21 protein-coding genes and 3 pseudogenes are annotated in these 19,857 nt (G+C 66.5%); 14 read left to right on the plus strand and 10 right to left on the minus strand.

The annotated features are described in order from the left end of the window. The first annotated feature begins 436 nt into the window (after window positions 1–436). Both MLGJGCBP_RS44950 and MLGJGCBP_RS53380 read left to right on the plus strand, forming a co-directional pair. Complete coding sequence (locus tag MLGJGCBP_RS44950) at window positions 437–988, plus strand: TIGR03086 family metal-binding protein (protein ID WP_012686968.1); 552 nt, start codon at window positions 437–439, stop codon at window positions 986–988. A gap of 51 nt (window positions 989–1,039) precedes the next feature. Then, entirely contained in the window at window positions 1,040–1,162 is a 123-nt protein-coding gene (locus MLGJGCBP_RS53380; protein ID WP_258085260.1) for a hypothetical protein, read from the plus strand. A 449-nt stretch (window positions 1,163–1,611) separates the two neighbouring features. Here MLGJGCBP_RS53380 and MLGJGCBP_RS44955 read toward each other — a convergent pair whose 3' ends face one another. The 3 genes from MLGJGCBP_RS44955 to MLGJGCBP_RS44965 all read right to left on the minus strand — a co-directional run bounded on the left by MLGJGCBP_RS44955 (window position 1,612) and on the right by MLGJGCBP_RS44965 (window position 3,516). Further along, entirely contained in the window at window positions 1,612–1,965 is a 354-nt protein-coding gene (locus tag MLGJGCBP_RS44955) for a hypothetical protein (RefSeq protein WP_007297076.1), read from the minus strand. Then, window positions 1,962–2,429, minus strand: a complete 468-nt coding sequence (locus MLGJGCBP_RS44960) for a hypothetical protein (RefSeq protein ID WP_012686967.1) — start codon at window positions 2,427–2,429, stop codon at window positions 1,962–1,964. Before MLGJGCBP_RS44960 ends, MLGJGCBP_RS44955 begins: the two co-directional genes overlap by 4 nt. A gap of 166 nt (window positions 2,430–2,595) precedes the next feature. Continuing rightward, a complete protein-coding gene (locus MLGJGCBP_RS44965) occupies window positions 2,596–3,516 on the minus strand; it encodes a LysR family transcriptional regulator (RefSeq protein ID WP_007297078.1) in 921 nt (306 codons plus the stop codon). A gap of 115 nt (window positions 3,517–3,631) precedes the next feature. On the opposite strand from MLGJGCBP_RS44965, the gene MLGJGCBP_RS44970 reads away from it, so the two are divergent. The 4 genes from MLGJGCBP_RS44970 (at window position 3,632) to MLGJGCBP_RS44985 (ending at window position 7,550) form a co-directional block, all read left to right on the plus strand. Beyond that, the gene (locus MLGJGCBP_RS44970) at window positions 3,632–3,850 is read left to right on the plus strand and encodes a hypothetical protein (protein ID WP_007297079.1); all 219 of its coding nucleotides are present in this window, start codon (window positions 3,632–3,634) and stop codon (window positions 3,848–3,850) included. Window positions 3,851–3,938: 88 nt separating this feature from the next. Continuing rightward, complete coding sequence (locus MLGJGCBP_RS44975) at window positions 3,939–5,333, plus strand: SLC13 family permease (RefSeq protein WP_160094462.1); 1,395 nt, start codon at window positions 3,939–3,941, stop codon at window positions 5,331–5,333. 209 nt (window positions 5,334–5,542) lie between these two features. Further along, a complete protein-coding gene (locus tag MLGJGCBP_RS44980; RefSeq protein ID WP_007297081.1) occupies window positions 5,543–6,661 on the plus strand; it encodes a PrpF domain-containing protein in 1,119 nt (372 codons plus the stop codon). 43 nt (window positions 6,662–6,704) lie between these two features. Then, on the plus strand, window positions 6,705–7,550 hold the full coding sequence (locus MLGJGCBP_RS44985) for an HpcH/HpaI aldolase/citrate lyase family protein (protein WP_160094463.1): 846 nt from the start codon (window positions 6,705–6,707) through the stop codon (window positions 7,548–7,550). A gap of 6 nt (window positions 7,551–7,556) precedes the next feature. Here MLGJGCBP_RS44985 and MLGJGCBP_RS44990 read toward each other — a convergent pair whose 3' ends face one another. Further along, window positions 7,557–8,477 (minus strand): LysR family transcriptional regulator, encoded by a 921-nt coding sequence (locus tag MLGJGCBP_RS44990; protein ID WP_160094464.1) that lies wholly within the window; start codon window positions 8,475–8,477, stop codon window positions 7,557–7,559. 205 nt (window positions 8,478–8,682) lie between these two features. Between MLGJGCBP_RS44990 and MLGJGCBP_RS44995 the strand changes: the two genes are divergently transcribed. From MLGJGCBP_RS44995 to MLGJGCBP_RS45005, 3 genes are all read left to right on the plus strand, one after another. After that, window positions 8,683–9,954 carry a CaiB/BaiF CoA transferase family protein gene (locus MLGJGCBP_RS44995; RefSeq protein WP_007297083.1) on the plus strand — a complete coding sequence of 424 codons (1,272 nt, stop codon included), beginning with the start codon at window positions 8,683–8,685 and terminating at the stop codon, window positions 9,952–9,954. Further along, on the plus strand, window positions 9,954–10,745 hold the full coding sequence (locus MLGJGCBP_RS45000) for an HpcH/HpaI aldolase/citrate lyase family protein (protein WP_007297084.1): 792 nt from the start codon (window positions 9,954–9,956) through the stop codon (window positions 10,743–10,745). Before MLGJGCBP_RS44995 ends, MLGJGCBP_RS45000 begins: the two co-directional genes overlap by 1 nt. Window positions 10,746–10,861: 116 nt before the next feature. Further along, window positions 10,862–11,092: an AMP-binding enzyme gene (locus MLGJGCBP_RS45005; protein ID WP_231869117.1), complete on the plus strand. Its 231-nt coding sequence runs from the start codon at window positions 10,862–10,864 to the stop codon at window positions 11,090–11,092. Window positions 11,093–11,988: 896 nt separating this feature from the next. On the opposite strand, the gene MLGJGCBP_RS45010 is transcribed toward MLGJGCBP_RS45005, so the two are convergent. The 4 genes and pseudogenes from MLGJGCBP_RS45010 to gvpJ all read right to left on the minus strand — a co-directional run bounded on the left by MLGJGCBP_RS45010 (window position 11,989) and on the right by gvpJ (window position 13,998). Next, window positions 11,989–12,270 (minus strand): helix-turn-helix domain-containing protein, encoded by a 282-nt coding sequence (locus tag MLGJGCBP_RS45010; protein ID WP_007297086.1) that lies wholly within the window; start codon window positions 12,268–12,270, stop codon window positions 11,989–11,991. Then, on the minus strand, window positions 12,270–12,932 hold the full coding sequence (locus MLGJGCBP_RS53905; RefSeq protein WP_328799409.1) for a type II toxin-antitoxin system RelE/ParE family toxin: 663 nt from the start codon (window positions 12,930–12,932) through the stop codon (window positions 12,270–12,272). Before MLGJGCBP_RS53905 ends, MLGJGCBP_RS45010 begins: the two co-directional genes overlap by 1 nt. A 164-nt stretch (window positions 12,933–13,096) precedes the next feature. After that, window positions 13,097–13,636, minus strand: a pseudogene (locus MLGJGCBP_RS52615) (GvpL/GvpF family gas vesicle protein); the annotation flags it as partial. Further along, the gene (gene gvpJ / locus MLGJGCBP_RS45020; RefSeq protein WP_005241554.1) at window positions 13,633–13,998 is read right to left on the minus strand and encodes a gas vesicle protein GvpJ; all 366 of its coding nucleotides are present in this window, start codon (window positions 13,996–13,998) and stop codon (window positions 13,633–13,635) included. The gene gvpJ and the pseudogene MLGJGCBP_RS52615, both read right to left, overlap by 4 nt. A 298-nt stretch (window positions 13,999–14,296) precedes the next feature. Here gvpJ and MLGJGCBP_RS45025 point away from each other — a divergent pair. Then, a pseudogene (locus MLGJGCBP_RS45025) lies at window positions 14,297–15,106 on the plus strand (ferritin-like domain-containing protein); the annotation flags it as partial. A 241-nt stretch (window positions 15,107–15,347) separates the two neighbouring features. Continuing rightward, entirely contained in the window at window positions 15,348–15,782 is a 435-nt protein-coding gene (locus MLGJGCBP_RS45030) for a hypothetical protein (protein ID WP_007297091.1), read from the plus strand. A 550-nt stretch (window positions 15,783–16,332) separates the two neighbouring features. Here MLGJGCBP_RS45030 and MLGJGCBP_RS45035 read toward each other — a convergent pair. Both MLGJGCBP_RS45035 and MLGJGCBP_RS45040 read right to left on the minus strand, forming a co-directional pair. Further along, window positions 16,333–16,551: a hypothetical protein gene (locus MLGJGCBP_RS45035; protein WP_148222655.1), complete on the minus strand. Its 219-nt coding sequence runs from the start codon at window positions 16,549–16,551 to the stop codon at window positions 16,333–16,335. 409 nt (window positions 16,552–16,960) lie between these two features. Then, entirely contained in the window at window positions 16,961–17,656 is a 696-nt protein-coding gene (locus MLGJGCBP_RS45040; protein WP_007297093.1) for a winged helix-turn-helix domain-containing protein, read from the minus strand. A gap of 746 nt (window positions 17,657–18,402) precedes the next feature. Between MLGJGCBP_RS45040 and MLGJGCBP_RS54525 the strand changes: the two genes are divergently transcribed. The 3 genes and pseudogenes from MLGJGCBP_RS54525 to MLGJGCBP_RS50980 all read left to right on the plus strand — a co-directional run. After that, entirely contained in the window at window positions 18,403–18,825 is a 423-nt protein-coding gene (locus MLGJGCBP_RS54525) for a site-specific integrase (RefSeq protein ID WP_007297094.1), read from the plus strand. Then, complete coding sequence (locus MLGJGCBP_RS45045) at window positions 18,719–19,492, plus strand: tyrosine-type recombinase/integrase (RefSeq protein ID WP_442972156.1); 774 nt, start codon at window positions 18,719–18,721, stop codon at window positions 19,490–19,492. Before MLGJGCBP_RS54525 ends, MLGJGCBP_RS45045 begins: the two co-directional genes overlap by 107 nt. A 30-nt stretch (window positions 19,493–19,522) precedes the next feature. Further along, a pseudogene (locus MLGJGCBP_RS50980) lies at window positions 19,523–19,857 on the plus strand (tyrosine-type recombinase/integrase); the annotation flags it as partial.

Consider the following 19,857-nt stretch of genomic DNA (forward strand, 5'->3'; position numbering starts at 1 on the left):
GAACAACGACTCATCGCGTCGTCTACGCTGTCAGTCGCCGCATGAAATCCGGTGTCCACTCCCGAGGGGCAACCTCACCTCGACATCCTCGTCGAGCACCAGTTCCGTCCACGACTTGTCGGCCAACGGCCGCGTGCGCGATGATCAGGTCCGGTGCGATGTCCTGGCCACGCCGTGTTTCCCTCGGCAACCACGGCGCCGACGGACAGACCGATATTCACCGCGGTCAGCTCCCCCATCGCACCTGTTCCCTTCAGCGCTGACAAGGCCTCGGGGCACATCGTCACGGCTCGGCATCCGGCCCCGGAGCCCCCGTGTCGGGGCCGGAAGAACTCCCGGTTCAGGCGCAGCGGCGGCCGGTGCGGGTCGCCGTGTGCGCAATGATGCCCTCTACCAGCACAGATTCGGTGAGGTGCGGTTGACGTACGGTGTGGCGATGGGATCGCCCATCACCAGTCTGTACGCGCGGGTGGCGCAGGACTTCACCGATCGTCTCCTGGGCTGCCCGCAGGACCGCTGGAACTCGGCCTCCCCCTGCCCAGGCTGGACCGCCTGGGACGTCGCCGCCCATGTGGTGGGTAACCACCGACGGGCCTGCGCAGGGCTCAGGGGAAATGACTACCGGGTGCCAACCGCTGGGGAGGACGTGGTGGCCGCCTGGCTGGATGCGACAGCCGGGGTACAGGCTGCCCTTCAGTCGGAGGCGACCGCCCAGCAGGTATTGGGTGCCGAGTTCGGCAACCTGCCCTTCGAGCAATTCGTCCGGCGGATGGCGTGCGCCGACACGCTGATACATACCTGGGATTTCGCGCGCGCCACCGGGCAGGACGAACACCTCGATCCCGAGGCAGTCGAGCTGGCCCGAACCTTTCTGGTCGCAGAAGACGACCGGATCCGACTCCCCCACGCCTTCGGGGCCAAGGTGGCACCCACAGACAACGCCGACATCCAGACCCAGCTGCTGAACTTCCTGGGCCGCACCACCTAACAGAACGAACGGCGTGGCGCACAGAGTCCGCCGCACGGCTCTATCGACGATGTGCCGATCGACTGGGCTGATCGCGCGACGACGCCATTCTTCATCGTCGCGGTCGCGTTCGGCGGTCTGGTCGCGATCGCCGTGTGGCTCGATCTGCTCTTGAGGGTGACGTTGCTGCCCTGAACCGAGGAACCGCATCGAAGACGCTGAGTGCGGAGATCTTCTCCGCCATCCCGCCTTCCCGGATCGACCGCGACCGAAGATACAACGCGCCGCCGGCCCCGTCATGCCTCCCGCACCGGATTCAGATGCGTTCGCTCGGCGCCCAGAACCTCACTGCCCACCGAATGTAGGGGCGGGAGCCGGCTCGGTGGCAGATCCTGACCGAAAGTCGCGCAGCCACTACGAGCAGAGCGGATTCCCGCTCAGCTGTTCTTCTTCGCGACCGTGGCCATGGTGCCCCGTTTCCAGCTCCCGCACTCAAACACTCGCTCGGTGTGCGGCTCGGGCCGGGACCAACGAATAGAGACCGTATGCCCGCACAGCACGGTTCCAGGTCGCGAGCCGACCACCTCGGCTCCCGACTCCGCTGAGTCGATTCGATCAGGCCCCTATTCAGCACAATGGCAACATCATTCGGTCTGTTTGGGGTGCCCTGTTCCGGCGTACTTCAGCCACAAGGTGCGGTGCTCGATATCCATCACGTACCAGATGCGGCCGCCGGCGGTGACCTCGTACTGCCACTGCTCCATCTCAAGACCGTTGTGGACCCCGGTCGCGAGCCTGCCCTTCAACCGGTGATGGCGCGTCGTCGACTCCCCCGCGACCGCGCGGCGTCGCAGCTCCTCGTACGCCACCAGCGTGTTCGCCGGCGCCTGCCGGCACAGCTCGTCCCATCCCTTCGCCGCGTCACTGGTCGCGAACCGCAGCTCCCACAGCTCCCCGGCCGCCGGCGGCGCAACCCGCTCACCCAGCTTCGGGCTCACAGCTCCGGCACCGGCACGGCCCCGAAGTCACCGGCGGACGGCGCCGACAGGATCCGGGCAAGATCCGGATCGGCATACACCTCCGCCGTGTGCCGCCACGTCTCGATCGTGCGGGCCGGCGGAGCCGGATTATCCAGCGACGAACCCGCTCGCAGCGACGCGATCAGCTCGTCGACGAAATCGGCGACCTCCTCACCCGACAGGTAGCTCACCCACGGAAACGCCGCCGCCACGACCTTGCGGACCAGAACACCGTCATCGGAGTGCAACAGGGCGTCGACCATCGCCGTCGCCGCCGCGAGCACCTCCCGCTCCTGATCCGCCCGCACCGCCGTCATCAACACCAAATCCTCATCGTCGCGCCGCGTCACCCGCAGCGGCCGCGCACCCGACCGCTGCCACTCCGACAACGTCGCCTTCCCCTTGTTCTGGATATCCGAGAACGGCACCTCACCCACAGACATACTTTCAATTTACTTTTAAAGTGTGCGGTCGGCAAGGTGAGAGAGGGGCGCCGACACGGACGGCCGCCAACCGAGCTGGCACAGCTGACAAAGGGCGTCGTCCGGCCGCCGCCACGCATAGAAAAACTGCGAGCCAAGACTCCCAGCGAGATATCGATCTTGCAGTTTAGCGTTGCGCGGTGATGGCGTCGGCGGCGTCGTGGAGTGCACGGGAGACGGCGTGCATGCCGGGGGTGTACTGCCGGCGGGCGAGCGAGGCGATGTAGATCGATCGCGTGGGCACACGGTCAGTGGGCCGGAATCGGACCGCGTATACGTCTGGGCGATGGTGCGTGACGGCCAGTCGCGGAACCATGGCGATGCCGACTCCCGCGGCGACCATCGCTTCGATCTCTTGGTAGTCATGGGCCTCGTAGACGACGTTCGGGGTGAATCCGGCCGTCTCGCAGCTGCGGTAAAGCACTTCGGCGGCCGGGTGGTTGGTGTTGCGGATGATCCACTTCGCCGATCGCAGCGATGCCACCGCGACATCGTCGGCGTACGGCCCGTCGAGCGGGACGAGCAGGACCGTTTCATCCTCCATTAGCGGCACGAGCGCCAGGGATTTCTCGGTCTCCTCGGTCCAGTCGTAACTCCAGAGCAACGCCATTTCCACCTCGCTCGAGTGAAGCATCTCCAGCAGCCGCGGGCGGACCGCGGATTGGACGCGCACGTCGATGCCGGGCCAGTGGGCGTGATAGTCCTTTAGCGCGTCCGAGAGCAGGGAGGCGCTGACGGTCGGGAACGAGCCGAGCCGGACGGTGCCGCGCTCGAGCCCCTGCAGAGATTCCAGGTCCCCGCGGGCGGCGCGCATTTCCTGACGGAACAGCCGCGCACGCGTGACGAGAATGTCACCGGCCTCCGTCAACCGGACGCCGCGAGGCAGGCGGGTCAACACCGGCTGCCGGATCTCCTGTTCCAGTTTGGCGATGCGCTGCGACGCGGCGGATGGCGTGACGTTGGCGCGTTCGGCGCCGCCGGTGAGCGATCCGGCCTCGGCGATGTCGAGGAGCAGGAACAGTGTCACCACATCGAACGAGTCGCGCATCGATACCTCCCACAAGCCTTTAATCCTGCTAAACCTCGCCGTAGAAATACGACATTGTCATAAACATAACCCGCTCATAGTGTGATCTGGGTAATGATCAAGCGAAGGATGTGACATGCAGACGATCGCAACTCCCTCACTACCCGGGATCACAGCACCGAATCGCCGCGCCGATCCCGTCGGTCGCCCAGTGCAGCTGACGTCGGTCGGCATCGATGAGGTATTGCAACCCGGTGCGGTGTGGGCGACCACCGTCGACAGTCACCTCGAGCGGCGGCGACATGACCCCGCGCTGCGCCGGCGGGAGCGACAGCTCCCGATTCACATCGCTTGACTCCGCCTCGTAGTCACATCTGTCCGTCGCGACCGGCCGCCGATCAGGCGCCGTTCGATCCGCCCTGCAGCGAACCGAAAGTACGCCCATGACTTCCGTCGAGATACTGCCACTGATCGCGTTGGTGGCAATGTTCGTGATAGCCACCTTCTTCCCCATCAACATCGGCATTTTGGGGTTCATCGGCGCTTTCGTCGTGGGGGCGTTCCTCCTCGGCTACGACGACAAGGAAATCCTCGCCGAGTTCCCCAGTTCGATCGTGCTGACGATCATCGGCGTCACCTACTTCTTCGGTATGGCGACGAAGAACGGGACGATCGACCTCCTCGTCAATGCCTGTATACGTGGTGTTCGCGGACGGGTGACGATCGTTCCGTGGGTGTTCTTCTTCTGCGCCTCGGTGCTCACAGCCCTGGGCACGTTCAGCCCGGCTGCCGTCGCCTTGATCTCGCCGGCGGCGATGTCCTTCGCCGCCCGGACTCGGATGAGTCCGCTGGTGATGGGCATCATGACGATCAACGGTGCGCACGCCGGAGCGTTCTCGCCGATCTCGGTCTCGGGTGTGCTGGTCCGTGACATCGTCGAGTCGAGCGGCCTGACGATCGCCCCCTGGACCCTGTTCTTCGCCAGCTACGGCATCAACATGCTGCTCTCGGTCCTGACCGTGGTCGGCTACTCAGTCCTCGCCCGGGTACGGAACCTCGAGTTCTCCGCTACCGGCGCCAGCGCCGGCATCGACTCCGACGGTGGTGGGAGCGCACTCCGCACCCCCACCGCGGGACCCGGCGGAACCTCGGCAGGCGGGTCGTCCGGTGGGGGCGGTACCCAGGTCCTCATCCGGACGCCGCGCACCGAGGCCGTCACCGACCACGACGTGCAGCCGGTCACCGGGGTGCAGAAGCTCACCCTCGTCCTGATCGCCGCGGTGTTGGTGCTGGTCCTGGTCCTGCATATGCCGATCAGCTTCGTTGCCATCGCGGCCGGTGCGATCCTCGCCTTCACCGACCTGTCCAAGCAGAGTGAGGCCATCGCCGGTATCAGCTGGTCCACGGTCCTGCTCGTCGCCGGCATGGTCACCTACATCTCGCTCATGGAAGAGATCGGCACGATCGACCACCTCGCCGAGATGGCGATCACCATCGGCGCACCGCTGCTGGTCGCCGTCGTCCTCTGCTACGTCATCGGCGTCACCTCGGCGTTCGCATCATCGACCGCGCTGCTGACCGCCGTCATCCCGCTCGCGCTTCCGCTGCTGCAGACCGGCGCGCTGCCGGTGGTCGGAGTCGTGGCCGCCCTCGCCATCTCCGCCACCGTGGTCGACGTCTCCCCGTTCTCGACCAACGGTGCACTCGTCCTCGCCAACGCCCAGAACATCGAGCGGCCCCGGTTCTACAAGCAGCTGCTGCTCAACGCGGGCATCGTGGTCGCGATCGCGCCGGCGCTGTGCTGGCTGCTGCTGGTGGTCGTCCCGACGCTGGTCTAACGCCCAGACAGCACCCGCAAGGGTTTAACGGAAGTTAACCCTCATCGACTAACTCGCCATTGTTCTCCACTCTGATGTAGGTCAGGGTGGGTAGTGGGACACCGCTGGGAAGCACGCTCTCCCATCCGATCAGAGCCTCCAGCGGTGCCTCACAGCCTCTTCGAACCCGAAAGGTGGGCCGGACCGTGTTCACACTTCATGGAACCTGGATGCGCGGAGGAACCAGCAAGTGCTGGCTGTTCAACGCATTCGACGTCGATCCGCTCATTGCCCAGGCCGGCGGCCTGGATGCCATCTTGACGTCGGCATTCGGCTCGGGTGATCCGCGTCAGCTCGACGGTGTCGGTGGTGGCAGCTCGACCACATCGAAGGCGGCGATCGTGCGCCGCTCCAGCGAGCCCGGAATCGACGTCGACTACCTGTTCGCGCAGGTCGCGATTGGTGACCGCCGGGTCGAATGGGGCAGCAACTGCGGGAACTGCGCCACCGCGATCGGGTTGTACGCGTTGCAGTCCGGGTTCGTTCCGGTGGACTCCAGGGTGACGACCGTGCGGATGCGGAACCAGAACACCGGCGCGATCCTGACCGCCGAGATCGCCACCCCGGGCGGGATGATCCCCACCGAGGGCGACGCGGCCGTGCCCGGTACCAGCGCGTTGGGTGTCCCGGTCGGGCTCACCTTCACCGGTCTCGCCGCCGGTGCGGCCGCACTGCTGCCCACCGGCGCCGCCGCCGACCAGATCTCGATTGCCGACCACACGTACCGCGCCACGATGGTCGTCGCCGGGGCCCCGGCGGCGTTGTTCGACGCCGCTGACCTCGGCCTCACCGGTGCGGAGGACAACCAGACGATCGCCGAACACCTGCCGCTGCTGCTGTCGCTGCGTCGGGAGTCCTCGTTGCGGATGGGGTTGAGTAATCCGGGAGATCCCGTCTCCCATGCGATTCCGAAAGTCGGTGTCGTGGGGCCGCCGGCGGACTACCGCACCAGCGCCGGCGTCGACATCGGCGCCGAGGATTACGACGTCTCGGTCCGGATGCTGTCGATGCTCGCCCCGCACCCGGCAATCGGGCTCACATCCGCGGTCGCCGTCGCCGCGGCATCGACCGTGACCGGTGGTGTCGTCACCGACAACACGCAGGTCCGGTGGCCGGGATCGCTGCGGGTGGGGACACCTGCCGGGGTACTCGACGTCGACCTCGCCACCTCGGCCGACGGGATACTCGAATCGGTCACCCTGCACCGGGCGGCCCGCCGCATCGCCTCGGCGGAACTGTTCGTCACCGCCCCGGTACCGGCTCCGGCACTGGTCGGGGCCGCGCGGTGAAGACTCCGCACAGCCCCGGCCCCGCGATGCGTGAGGACACCTGATGCCCGAGAAGATTGCGATCGCGCCCAGACCGATCGACACGCGGATCGCCCGATCCTGGCTTCTGGTCAACGGCACCCGAACCGACCTGTTCGACCAGGCCGACCGCTGCTGCGCGGACCAGATCGTCCTCGACATCGAGGACGCCGTCGACCCCCAACTGAAGTCCACCGCACGGGAGGGCGTTGCCGCCTGGCTCGAGAACACCTCGGCCTGGGTGCGGATCAACGACCGGTCCTCGGCCTGCTGGAGCGATGACGTCGATCGCCTCGCCGGGCTTCCCGGACTGGCGGGCGTGATGCTCGCGAAAACCGAAGCCGCCGAACATGTCACCGCAACCTTCGACCGACTCGGCGGAGCCACCCCGGTACTCGCGTTGGTCGAATCCGCCCTCGGAATCGACCGGGCCGTTGATATCGCCCGCGCCCGCGGGGTGTTCCGGCTCGCCTTCGGCAGCGGCGACTACCGACGCGACACCGGCACCAGCGCCGACGACCTCGCCATGGCCTACCCCCGCTCCAGGCTGGTGGTCGCCAGCCGGATCGGCAACCTGCCCGGACCGATCGACGGTCCCACCGTCAGCAACAGTCACACCGTGCTGCGCGAGCAGTCCGCGGTGTCCGTGTCCCTCGGGTTGACCGGGAAGCTGTGCCTGGACACCGAACAACTGCCGGTAATCAACGAGTCGATCAGCCCCACGCCCTCGGACGTGACCTGGGCGCGGGAGTTTCTCGCCGATTTCGAAGCCCGCGGCCGCGTTGTCCGCGACGGCAGCGACCCGCCCCGGCTCGGTCGGGCCGAGAAGATCACCCGCCTCGCCGACGCGTTCGGAATCTGCCGGAGCTGACCGGTCCTATCCGGTTTCGAATCCCTCCTGCAGCTGGTGGGCGGCGGCAGTGCACACCGCGATTCCTTCCTGCGCGGCCGGGCTCAGCCGCCGTTCGGTCAGATGCGCGACCAGGATCCGCCGCTGCGGCGGGCGGGTCGCGAGGGGAATCGACCGGACGTCGGGCCGCAGGTTGAGCACAGCCAGTCGTGGAGCAATGGCCACGCCGAGCTCGACAGCCACCATCGCCTGCACCTCGCCGTAGTCGTGCGCGAAGACACTCGTGCGTGGCGTGAAACCACCTTGCTGACAGAGTTTTTCGAGGGTCTGTGCGACCGGATGATCGTCGGCGCGGACCACCCACGATTCGTCGCGCAATTCGGCGATCCGGATCGAGTCGCGGTCGGCCAGGCGGTGCCGTTCCGACACCAGCAGCACGGTCGGATCGTTCATCACGTGGTGGTACGTCAACGTGGGGTCATCGACCCGGTTCCATTCGTAGTCCCACAGCAGCGACAGTTCGGTCTCCCGGCGGCGAAGCGCATCGACCAAATACGCAAACCTCCCGCTGAGCACCTTCAGTTCGACCCCCGGGTGCCGGGTCTTGAACTCCTTGACCACCAGTGGCAGCAGTGACGACCCGGCCGTGGGGAACGTGCCGAGCGCCAGCACACCCGCCCGCAGCCCTTTGATTTCCGCGAGTTCGGCATCGGCGGCCTCGAGTTCGATCAGGATGCGTTCGGTGTGCTTGACCACTGACCGCCCGGCGTCGGTCAGCACGATGCCGCGCGCGTGCCGCTCGAGGAGTGGTTGCCCGGCCTCCTTCTCCAGCTTGGCGATTTGTTGGGAGACAGCCGAGGTGGTGTACCCGAGCGCCGCCGCCGCCGCGGTGATCGAGCCGTGCTCGGCGACCTCGCGCAGCGTGAACATCCTGTTCGTGTCCAGCACCCGACCCGCCTCCTGACTTTAGAAGAAGTTAATACCTGTCGACATACCCGTGATTGTAGTTGAACCGTGCGGGTGCCAGTCTGAAGTGGCGGCAGCGGCGCCCCCGGCAATAATCGGCCGCACCGGCACACCTGGTATCCGCCTGTCGGGCGGCCACTCGTCCGCCGCCCCCGTATCGACTCTCCCCACCACGCGAGGACAGCCTATGACTGCACACCCGAGTGACATCCGCTCGCCTGACGACCAGGCCGACGAGAGCACGGACGGCACCTCCACTCCGACGCGTGGTCCGCTGCACGGCATCCGTGTCCTCGACATCAGTACCGTCTACGCCGCACCGATCACTGCCATGCTGCTCGGCGACTACGGCGCCGAGGTCATCAAGATCGAGCACCCCACAGGCGATCCCGCCCGCACCCACGGAGCACGCAAGGACGGGCACGGACTGTGGTGGAAGGTCATCTCGCGCAACAAGACATGCATCACCCTCAATCTCAGCACCACCGACGGTCAGCAGATGCTCCGCGACCTCGTCGTCGACGCCGACGTGCTGGTGGAGAACTTCCGCCCCGGCGTACTCGAGAAGTGGGGGCTGGGCCCGGACCGGCTCCAAGACCTCAACCCAGGACTGATCATGTTGCGGGTCACCGGCTTCGGCCAATCCGGACCCTACGCCGAGCGCCGAGCGTTCGGGACCCTCGCCGAGGCGATGAGTGGATTCGCCCACCAAACAGGAGGCGAGGACGGTCCGCCGACGCTGCCGCCCTTCGGCCTCGCCGACGGTGTCGCCGGACTCGCCGGCGCCTTCGGTGTGGTGACCGCGCTGCTGCACCGAAACGGTCCGGACAGCGACGGAAAGGGGCAGGTCATCGACCTGTCTCTGCTCGAGCCGCTGCTGGGGATCCTGGGCCCCGGCCCCACCGCGTACGACCAACTCGGCACCATCGCCGGCCGCAACGGCAACCGCTCCCCCAACAACGCCCCACGCAACACCTACCTCACCAAGGACGGGCGGTGGGTCGCCATCTCCGCGAGCGCCACCTCCGTCGCCGCACGCGTCATGCGCCTGGTCGGCCGACCCGACATCGTCGAACAACCCTGGTTCGACTCCGCCGGCGAACGCAGTCGCAACGGTGACCTGCTCGACGAGGCCGTCGCGAAATGGATCGCCGACAGACCGCTGCACGAAGTCACGGCCGAATTCGAACGCGTCGGCGCCGCACTGGCACCGATCTACGACGTCGCGCAACTGATGAACGATCCGCACGTCCTCGCCCGCGACTGCATCACCACCGTCGACGACGAAGACCTCGGCCCCATCAAGATGCAGAACCTCATGCTCCGCATGCTCGGCACACCGGGTGCGATCAACTTCGCCGGCCGCCGACTCGGCCAGGACAACCAACAGTTCTACAAGGACACCCTCGACATCGACCCGGACCGACTGACCGCACTCGCCGAGAAGGGGGTCCTCTGATGGACCGCAGCTACCTGTTCGCACCAGGCCACAACCGAAAACTCCTCGGCAAGGTATTCGACGCCGGCGCAGACGCTGTCATCCTCGACCTCGAAGACGCGGTACCGCCTACCGAGAAGTCGACAGCGCGGGACAACGTCGCATCCGTCATCACCACCCGAACCGCATGGGTGCGGATCAACGCGCCGGGGACCGAATTGGCGGACGCTGATCTAGGGGCCGTCGCCACGTCCGCGCACGGCATCCGCATCCCCAAGGTCGAAACACTCGACGACATCCGCTGGGTCGTCGACCGGGCCCCCGGAAAGCCCCTGATCTGCGCCATCGAAACCGCGAAAGGAGTCGCCAACGCCTTCGCGATCGCCGACCACCCCACGGTCACACACCTCGCCCTCGGCGGCATCGACCTACAGAAGGACCTCGGCACCGGGACAGGGGACGCACCCATGCAATACGTGCGCTCCCACCTCGTCGTCGCCGCCCGCGCCGCCGGCATCGCCCCACCGATCGACAGCGTCTACCCGCACATCGACGACACCGACGGACTCGTCCGCCAGGCCGCCCACAGCCGTGACCTCGGCCTGTTCGGCAAATCCGCCATCCACCCCGCCCAGCTACCGGCCATCCACACCACCTTCAGTCCCCGGCAGAACGACATCGACTGGGCACGACAGGTTGTCGACGCATTCGAGAACGCCGACGGAGCCGCGGTGCGACTGCCCGGCGGCGAGTTCGTCGACCTCCCCGTCGCGCAACGGGCAAAGAACATACTGGATTCCGCACACGCATGAGGAATCGACCGACACACCCGTTTCCATGCCTGTAGAACTCAAGGATCGGACTTGATAGATGCGAACACCACCCCCGCGCACTCGGCCGTCACGCGCACGTTCGCGAATGCGCGGTGGTGGGTCTCCCTGATCCCGACCGAGGCATGGTCGTACACGCTGCGGTGGTACTGGTACCCGACGTCGCCGGCGACGAGGCAGAGGTGAGCGCATTGCAAGACTTCGTCAAGAGCGTGCTCGCACCGTACAAGTATCCGCGCAGCATCGAATTCATATCTGAGTTGCCGCGGATACCCAATGGGAAGATCCAACGCTACAAATTGCGCGAGTCGCGTCCCGCCCTGTCCTAACCGCACAAAGCGATTGCCGTCGAGTGTCAGCGCCTCATCATCCGGGGCATGAACAGCGCTTTCCTAACTCGCGTGACGACGAGCACCATCGCCCGGCTGCGGCGCGCGAGCCGCCAGGCATCCTCCGACCCGCAACCGACTCTTCGCGAGTCCGGGATCCCGGGCCCTGCCGAAGCTACGCGAGGCTGCACCCGGCACCACAGCGGACGGACACGGCCGCCCCCGATCACGTTATCGCGGCGTCGCCTGGCATAGGTCCCGTCGCCCTCATCGCGCTACGACGAACACACAGCCACAATAGATTCGCAGATCGACGCTCCTTTCGTCGAACTATCCCCGATACCTGAGTTCTGTTCATCGCAAACAGCTGAAAGCCGGAGCCAGATACAACAAACCGGAAACCTCACCACCCGATGTCGAATCTACTCAAACAGTCAACTCTTCCCCGCCCACTCACCGAATTATGGGAACGGCAGTGCCGCGCAGGCTGTCGCAATCAAGATCCCGACATCTTCTTTGCTTCAGATGACGAAACCAGAGCCACGCGGCGGCATCGTGAAGAGACGGCAAAGCGGAATATGGGAGTGAACCACCAATCCGTGGCACTGTCTGCCGGACGTTCAGGGCGGGACAGGCCAACAATGCCCCAGCCTCTTCCTGGGTATCAAATGTGAAACAGCGATGTGTCGAGGGGTCATGTCGCACAACACTTCCCGGACTGAAACGCAAAGGTGCGCGCCCGGTCCGACTCCGTACCCTCCAAGGAGACCATGCCAACCCACGCCCCCATCGATTCCGATCATGAACCACGCCGCCATCGGCACGCGCCCAGCCGGTGTCACCTCGTCCACACTGCCCGACCCGAAGAAATCTCCATACAGCCTCGGACGAGGGCCCTACGCGGCAGCGCTCACCGTCATATCGACATGAAGTCCGGCGGCCGAAACCATGTTGACCAAAGCATCAAGGCTGAACAGGTCGATCTTTCCTCGAATCAGATCCGACACCCGCGGCTGAGTCACACCAAGCCGGGCGGCCGCATCCTTCTGGGTCCATCCCTCGGTCTCGATGCGCCGAGACAGCGCAATCAACAGAGTCGACCGCAGCCGCATGTTCTCCGCCTCCTGCGGAGTGTCCTCGATCGCATCCCACACGCTGCCATAGATTTCATCGCTCATCACTGCTCACCCTTCCCGTCATCCGCTATCACCTGCTGGTACCGCTTCTTCGCGGTAGCCACGTCCGCCGCCGACGTTTTCTGAGACTTCTTCTGGAAGCAATGCAGCACAACTACCCGGTCCGCGAACTTCGCCACGTAGATGACACGGAACGCTCCCGACCCATCACGTACCCGGATCTCCCGCACACCAGAACCCACACCCACCATCGGCTTCCAGTCCGTCGGCTCGACCCCCTGCTGAACACGGTCCAGCTGATAACCACACCGACGACGAACCGCATCGGGGAAACCCCGAAGATCCTCCAGCGCGGTCCCATGAACTGGATCTTCTTCACACCACAAGTATACAAAATTTTGTATGGCTTGGTACTCGCCCCCCACGCAGCAGAGGACGACGCCAAGATCCGGCGCGCGGTCGGCATCACCCGGGGCGGGAAAGCACACCGAACGACGCCAACACACGGGCACGGGCTGCTCAGGATCGGTGCCGTCGTCGCGACCCGGCGAACGTGTTGGGTGAGGGCGGCCCGCAGCGAGCGCACCGATTTGTTGCGGGTGATCTCGGCGCGGTCGACGGCAATCGAGGTCACCTGTCGCCAGCGCAGTCCGTCGCACAGCACCCGCAGTTGCGCATCGGTGATCTTCGCCCCGCCTGCGCATCGAGTCGCCGGGGCCGGCTCGTCGGGCAGCTCCATCGCAGTCGCGATGTCCTCAGGGCTCATCCCCAGCCGGGACAGGCGCGTGAAACACCGATGGCATACCGCAATGCCCGAGTGAACGGTGTTGTGGCACCGCTGGACTCGGCATACCGTTCTGCCCAACAACCGATGCTGGGCCTCGGGCTGGTCGCGGATCGTTTCGAGCAGGGCGGTGGCCTTCGGGCTCTCGTCGACGATCTCCCGAACGATGGTCTCCTCGACGTAACGGCCCTTCACCATGTACTGGGCGAAGCCCTCGAGCTCATTGAGGGCGGCAGCGAACTCGTCCTCGTGTTCGGCGAGCAACTCGTTGATCACCGCGTCACGGTCGGACACGACGGCACCGAACCGCAGCGGCAGCACCGGAGCGACGTGCGAGGTGCCGTCGAGGATGTGGGCGTGGGCCTGCAGGTCCGCGGGGGTGCCCAGTCGTTGGTCCGGGTCGATCTCGCTGACCAACGCCGCGATGTCGCCGTGTTCGACGATCTCGATCGGGGCGTCGTGGACGCCGGTGGCGTCGTCCTCGGGTTGCACGTCCGCGGGCACGATGCCATACACATAGATCACGGCCGCCGAAGCACCCTCGTCGTTGTCGTTGTCGTTGTCGTTGTCGTAGTCGTAGTCGTAGTCGTTGTCGTTGTCGTCGGCGTCGTCGGCGGAGGTCATTTCCGCCTCCGCCGGGGTGCCGGTTCGCGTTCGCTTCCGGATCCGCTGAGCAGCTCACCGAGCGTCTCCCCCACGCCCTCGAGGACACCCTTGGTCTTGGACTTCGTGCTGCCACTGCCCTTGACATCGGACACGAGGTCGGACAGGCCCTTCGGTTCACTGCCGATCGCGAGCCGGTTCGCCGCCTCGGCGAAGCGCAGGTAGGTGTCGACGCTAGCGACCACGATGCGGGCGTCGATGGTGAGCAGTTCGATACCGACCAGTGACACCCGCACGTAGGCGTCGATGACCAGGCCCTTGTCCAAGATGGTGTCGATGACGTCCGCCAGGCTGCTCGAGCTCGGACCACCCGCTGTGGTCATTGCTTCGCTCCTCGCTCCCCGGCCCCCAGGTGTTTTCGCCTGGGCGCGCCGATCCCGACCGACCGCGAGTACCCCACCGGCCGTCCGCCTGAACAGGGCCCCGACCACGGGCTTTCGCGGGGGCGTTTGCCGATGCCGCCGACGAGTGCGCACCGAGAACCCAGGCAAACGCCCCCGGTCATTGAGGTAAACAGCGGCTGAACACTGTCAGGACCGCGGTGAGCTCGGCGTACACGGGGTACGTGGACAGGGGTGCAACCGCCAGTCCATGCCGTCAACGCAGAAGGGGCGAACCCGCATGAGCACCACTGACACCACCACCCTGCTCGCGCAGTTGCGCGCAGTTCTCGATCTCACCCACACCGAAATGCAGGTCGCCGAAACCCGCATCGTTCAGGCCCGCACCGACGCGGTGCGCCGCGAATTGTCGGAGAACGCCGCCAACGGCCGCTCCCGCGCCGAGGCCATCGACGCCGCGATCCGCCAACTCGGCGGTGTCCCCGAGCTGATCGGCCCGTTCCTCGGCCGCGCCGTCGCCGCGGTCAAGGCCCTGACCGAGCAGGCCCAACCGTTCGACGAGGCGCTGTTCGGCGATCTGGCGCTCGAACACCAGCTTCTCGACCACGCCCGCTATATCAAGGCCCTCGCCGTCGCCGCCGGGGAACGCGACATCGAAAACCTCGCGTTCCGGTTGATCGCCGCACACTCGGCCACGGTGGATTGGCTGACCACCGTCCTCGCCGAAGACGCTCTTGGGGGCCCGGCGGCGCTCCGCCGCACCCCGTTGCAGGCCGCCGCCGGCGCCGCGGTGAGACTGGTCAACGTGCCCGTCACCTGGTCCGCGCGCAGCCTGGACCGCGCCCTCGACACCGTCCGCACCACCCCACCCGCCTTGAACGAGCTCCTCAGCCGCGGGGCCCGGGCCGGGGACGTCGCGGTCAAGACCCTGACCGCATCCGCGACGCGGCGCTCGAGACCGCCGAACAGGTCACCCGTCAGCAAGGCGCCGACGGCGTCGCCAACGTGATCGATTCCGCGCGCACCGCCACCGGTGTCCTCGAACCCGGGGAGCTGCCCATCGACGACTACGACGAGCTCAACGTTGGAATCCCGCTGAGCGGGCGGCGGACGTCGTCGACACCGCCCGCCACCCCCACCGGTCGGGCCGCCGATCTGCTGCGCCGGAACGACAGTCCGCACTCGCAGTGCCGTCGAACAACCCACCCGCCCGATCGCCGCCCGCAGGCACCGCTCGAGAGGTTTGCGGGTACGTGACCCGCGTGTCGTCGAATACGGCAGGATGAGAAACCGGGGTCGGAGTTGTCCGCGGTTGAACGGCGTGGTGGGTTATGAAGCGGATCGCTACAGCACTGCTCGTGATCCTGGCCGTGGGCGCAGCGGTGTACTTCCTGACACGTAACCCGCCGCAACAGCCGTCGCCTCGCCCGCTCGAGGACAGATCCTTCATCATCAACGGCCGTCCGACGACGTGCGGCGAACTGATCCGCCAGCCCTGCGGGTTCGGTCTCCAAACTGAATACAACCGGTTCGGTGACCGCCTGGAGAACTTCGTGAACTCCAGCGATCTGGGCCCCTTCGCGACGGACATCGGATTCGCCGCAACGGCGAAGCTGAGCCTTCAGGCCTGCCGACTCTCGCACACAGTAGGAAAGACGATTCTGGAATTCGTCGAGCTCGGTCGACTCGATCACTCGGATGCCGGTAGCCCGCAACTCTTTCCGTTCTGGAACAGGGCGCGCGAGAGTTTGTGTCCCGGAGGGTGATCGACCGACGATCATCGCAGGAGATCATCGAGGGGCCGAAGCGCTCCGGGACGGATGTCCGTTGGCGGCAGATCTCACCTACTCGGGGACGAAGGTAGCGGCCCGTCGTGGTGATCTGCCGATGTCGGAGTACCTGCTGGACGTCGACGAGGGTGACGTCGGGATCGGCGATCAGGCGCAATCCGAGCGTGTGACGCAGATCGTGCAGGCTGACGTTGGCCCCGAGCTGGTCGTTGATCGATCCGTGTCAGGACCGCCGCACTCCCCCCGACACGTCGCCGGCACCCCCACATCACAACCGGGGACATGTCATCACACCAGGTCACAGCCCTGTCGCACCCGAAACGTCCCGCACCCCGGGGTCGGGTACGGGCCGTGCACAGCGATCTACACCGGCTGTGCCTCCGCCGGAGCGAGGTCCAACCAGGGCCGATCGGCGCGGCCCCCGACACAGATCCCGCCGAGAACCGCGCCGCGTTTCCTGCTCACGCGTGCAGATCCGGCGCCGCGACCGCCTCGGGGACCCGAGTGGCCCATAGCTGTGCGTGACCTATTCGGTTTCCTTCGGGTGGCCGGGTTCGCAGCGTTCGAGCAGAACCCGGCCCGCGATCTTGGCGCCATTCTGTGCAGGATCGACAAAGAACCAGATCCGCCCACCATCGGTCACCTTGTACTGGTATCGGGCGTAGTTCTGCCCGTTGTACGTCCCGTTTGAAGTCCTGTTGCAGCTCGAGTGCCTGTATTGCGGCGTGCCGGGCGCGGTCGACATCGCCTGAACGCGGCCGCCCACAGGTGGAGTCCGGATCGGTGGCCCGGTCCTTCTCGCTGCCCGGCTCCGATCGGACCCTGACACTGCCGGAAATCCTCTCCTTCCCGGCGGAATCCAGCTGCGAATGGTGCCGACCGCCGAAGGCCTTCCGGCCGAACTGGCGCGGCACGAAACCTGCCCCCTCACCGACCCGACCGACATCTCCGCCCACTGGTCGTAGCTGATCGGTCACGATGCGCGTCACCGGCATCGAGGGCGTCACGGACCCGACCATCACCCGACGGACCCGACTGCGCCGGACGCCTGAACGGCTCTCAATACCCCGGGACCCGGGATCATGACGAGTCAGCGCCCACGGACAAGGGCGCTCGCCGGGTCCTTCCACCCGGAGGCGTCGACGTACGGCCGCTCAGGATTGCGGGTCCGTCGTGCCGGTGTGGTGCTGCGCCGCCGCCTTGTACCCCACGTTGCGGACCGTCTGAATCAGCGAATGGTGCTCGACGCCGAGCTTCGCCCGCACCCGGCGGACGTGCACGTCCACGGTGCGGGTGCCGCCGAAGAAGTCGTAGCCCCACACCGTCTGCAGTAACTGCGCCCGGGTGAAGACCTGACCAGCATGCTGGACAAGGTGTTTGAGCAACTCGAACTCCTTGTAGGTGAGATCGAGCGGACGGCCACGCACCCGGGCGGTGTAGGTGAGGTCGTCGATCACCAGATCGCCGAGGGCGATCTTCACGGTGCCATCCGGACCGGCTCCACCGCTGCGGCCGGCCAGCAGGCGCAGCCGGGCATTCAGCTCGGCCGGGCCCGCGCCGGTCAGCAGGATGTCGTCGAGCCCCCACTCCGGGGTGACAGCGACCAACCCGCCCTCGGTCAGGACCGCAACCACCGGAACCACGGCGGAATCTGAAGTCTTGCGCGACCGGCACAGATCACGAGCGGCCGCGAGGTCGGCCCGCGCGTCGACGAGGACGACATCGACCCGATCCGTGTCGAGGAAAGACGACGCCTCCAGCGGCGCCGACCGTGCCGTGTGCGCGAGCAGCCCGAGCGCGGGCAACACGGACTCGGGGTCGAGGTCACCGGTCAGCACCAGCAGTTCCACAGCACCACCCATCGCAGCGAGGACGCAACGCACGAAGTCGGACGTGGCCCTACGACCCCCTCGGGAACCGACCGGCCTCGACGCCAGACCTTCCCGGGCCACCCTTTCCGACTGGACCGGTATGCACCACCGTGGAAGTGATAATCGGTTCAGGGGATCAGCATAAATGACGGCCGCACCACCGACACCGGGGCGGTCGCCCGGCCCGCCGGTTTACCACAGACCGGAGGCTGGCGGGGTCAGAGCACGGACCCCCCATCCACCGCTTCACAGGCTGTAACCATTGCGCTGCGCTCGGGGTCGCGCTCGGCGCCGCCGATACTTGACCGATTTCGGGCCCTGTCCCTGCGGCGGGCCCGGACACATCTCCAAACGGTTCGCCCTCGACGAACGGCAGGCCAGGGGATCATCGCAAACACCGTTGCGGCCAGGACGCTTAAACAAGGTCGGGGAACTCCTCGAGCGCCCAGCAGACTGCCGACTACCGGCAGCAGAATCCAGAGCGGACCGTCCACCGAATCCAGGTCGGGCTGAGGGGAGTGGGAGAACTCGAGGCGGTCGTCGATCTGCTCGAGGACGCGCTGCGGTCCACGGTGTTCAGACCCCCGGCGAAGTCAGGTACGCAGTGGTCCACGACCGAAGAGACCAGGCCGAGGGCGCACCACTGCCGGATAGTTTCGTACTTATGTGGACATCTCACGGCGAGTTGGCACGCGGATCGGATCACCCGGTGGTGGGCTGGGGTCATGCACGTGCAGGCCGTGAAGACGGGCGGGATCGTGCCCTCGGTGGTCCTGGTGGGACCCGATGGCGAGCCGGTGCCGTCGGTGACCCGGTTCCTGCGGTACGTGCTGGATTCCGGCCGGAGCCCGAACACGGCGCTGGCGTACGGCTACGATCTGCGCTTGGTGTTCGAGTTCTTCGCCGAACGCGGAATCGATTGGCGCGAATTCCGGCCGTCACTGGCCCTGGAGCTGCTCGGATGGCTGCGGCGACGACCGGTGCGTGGGCCGGCGCAGCCGGCTGGGCCTCTCGTCCGTCGGGTCCGGCGGGCGGCTGTTGGTGCCCTCGAGTGTGGCGCGAGTGCTGGCCGCAGTATCGAGTTTCTACGACTGGGCGATCGTCGCCGAACTCGTCACCGGCGAGAACCCGATGCGGCGCCGTCGTGATGTCGCGCTGGCGATGGTCGCCGAACGGCACCGCCCCTTCATGGGGAATGCGAGTAGGCAGCAGCCGGTCAGCCGGGAGGTGCGGGTCCGGTTGCCGCACCGGTTGCCACGTCCGATGAGCGGGTCTGAGGTGACTGCGCTGCTGGAGAGCATGACCTGTTTGCGGGATCTGACGATGGTGCTGTTGATGCTCGACGGTGCCCTGCGGCCGGGAGAGGTGCTCGGGCTCCAGCTCGGCCATATCGCCTACGGCCGACGGCGGGTCACGATTCGTAAACGAGACGACCATCCGCGGGGCGTGCGGGCGAAGTCCCGGCACGAACGGGTCGTCGACCTGCTCGAGCCTCGCACGTTGGATGCGGTCAATCGGTATGTGCTCCATGAACGTCCGGTCGACGCACCGAGTCCGTTCGTGTTTCTGGTCGGGGGCTGGGGCGCTCGTCGCTGCGAGCCGCTCTCGTATGCCGCGCTCGTGCGGATGTTCGCCCGGCGGCTGGACACGCTCGGGATACGCACGGTGGACAAAACCCCAAACGCCCTGCGGCACCCACGCGACAGCGATGTGGGAGGCGGGGATGCGGGAGTTGGCGTTGCAACGACGCCTCGGACACGCCTCACCGGAGTCGACTCGGATCGACACCCGGGTCTCCGACCAGCAGGTTCGTGACGAGTACGCGGCCGCGCTGCGGGATCGCCGATGACCGGGCCGGCAGCCGCTGGACCCGTACCTCTCCCGCGGCGGCACGTCGATGAAAGCGAATACCGGGGGTGGGTGGACGCGCACGTTCCCCACGTGCCGGCCCGGTCGGAGCGGATGGGTGCCTATCGGCGGTTCGTCGAGCGATGGCCGAACCTCGAGGCGTGGTTCGACCAGCCACTGCCGGTGCGCTTGGGATTTGTCGGCGAGGGCATGCGATCGAACGGGCGCACCGACTCGCATCGCGCCAGCGGATATCTGGTGTATCTGTCCATGGTGCAAGGGGTTGGCCTGGACTTCGACTTCCTTCTCGGCCGAAAGTACGCACGTCTGCT

This window comes from Rhodococcus sp. T7 (assembly GCF_009872365.1).
In the GTDB taxonomy this organism is placed as follows: Bacteria; Actinomycetota; Actinomycetes; order Mycobacteriales; family Mycobacteriaceae; genus Rhodococcus_F.

What these genes read in the sequence shown, in the direction of transcription:
- MLGJGCBP_RS44950 (WP_012686968.1), top strand. Translation starts at nt 437, where the DNA reads ATGGGATCGCCCATCACCAGTCTGTACGCGCGGGTGGCGCAGGACTTC.
- MLGJGCBP_RS44960 (WP_012686967.1), bottom strand. Translation starts at nt 2,429, where the DNA reads ATGTCTGTGGGTGAGGTGCCGTTCTCGGATATCCAGAACAAGGGGAAG.
- MLGJGCBP_RS44965 (WP_007297078.1), bottom strand. Translation starts at nt 3,516, where the DNA reads ATGCGCGACTCGTTCGATGTGGTGACACTGTTCCTGCTCCTCGACATC.
- MLGJGCBP_RS44970 (WP_007297079.1), top strand. Translation starts at nt 3,632, where the DNA reads ATGCAGACGATCGCAACTCCCTCACTACCCGGGATCACAGCACCGAAT.
- MLGJGCBP_RS44975 (WP_160094462.1), top strand. Translation starts at nt 3,939, where the DNA reads ATGACTTCCGTCGAGATACTGCCACTGATCGCGTTGGTGGCAATGTTC.
- MLGJGCBP_RS44980 (WP_007297081.1), top strand. Translation starts at nt 5,543, where the DNA reads ATGCGCGGAGGAACCAGCAAGTGCTGGCTGTTCAACGCATTCGACGTC.
- MLGJGCBP_RS44985 (WP_160094463.1), top strand. Translation starts at nt 6,705, where the DNA reads ATGCCCGAGAAGATTGCGATCGCGCCCAGACCGATCGACACGCGGATC.
- MLGJGCBP_RS44995 (WP_007297083.1), top strand. Translation starts at nt 8,683, where the DNA reads ATGACTGCACACCCGAGTGACATCCGCTCGCCTGACGACCAGGCCGAC.
- MLGJGCBP_RS45000 (WP_007297084.1), top strand. Translation starts at nt 9,954, where the DNA reads ATGGACCGCAGCTACCTGTTCGCACCAGGCCACAACCGAAAACTCCTC.
- MLGJGCBP_RS45010 (WP_007297086.1), bottom strand. Translation starts at nt 12,270, where the DNA reads ATGAGCGATGAAATCTATGGCAGCGTGTGGGATGCGATCGAGGACACT.
- MLGJGCBP_RS53905 (WP_328799409.1), bottom strand. Translation starts at nt 12,932, where the DNA reads ATGCGCAGGCGGGGCGAAGATCACCGATGCGCAACTGCGGGTGCTGTG.
- gvpJ (WP_005241554.1), bottom strand. Translation starts at nt 13,998, where the DNA reads ATGACCACAGCGGGTGGTCCGAGCTCGAGCAGCCTGGCGGACGTCATC.
- MLGJGCBP_RS45030 (WP_007297091.1), top strand. Translation starts at nt 15,348, where the DNA reads ATGAAGCGGATCGCTACAGCACTGCTCGTGATCCTGGCCGTGGGCGCA.
- MLGJGCBP_RS45035 (WP_148222655.1), bottom strand. Translation starts at nt 16,551, where the DNA reads ATGTCGACCGCGCCCGGCACGCCGCAATACAGGCACTCGAGCTGCAAC.
- MLGJGCBP_RS54525 (WP_007297094.1), top strand. Translation starts at nt 18,403, where the DNA reads ATGCACGTGCAGGCCGTGAAGACGGGCGGGATCGTGCCCTCGGTGGTC.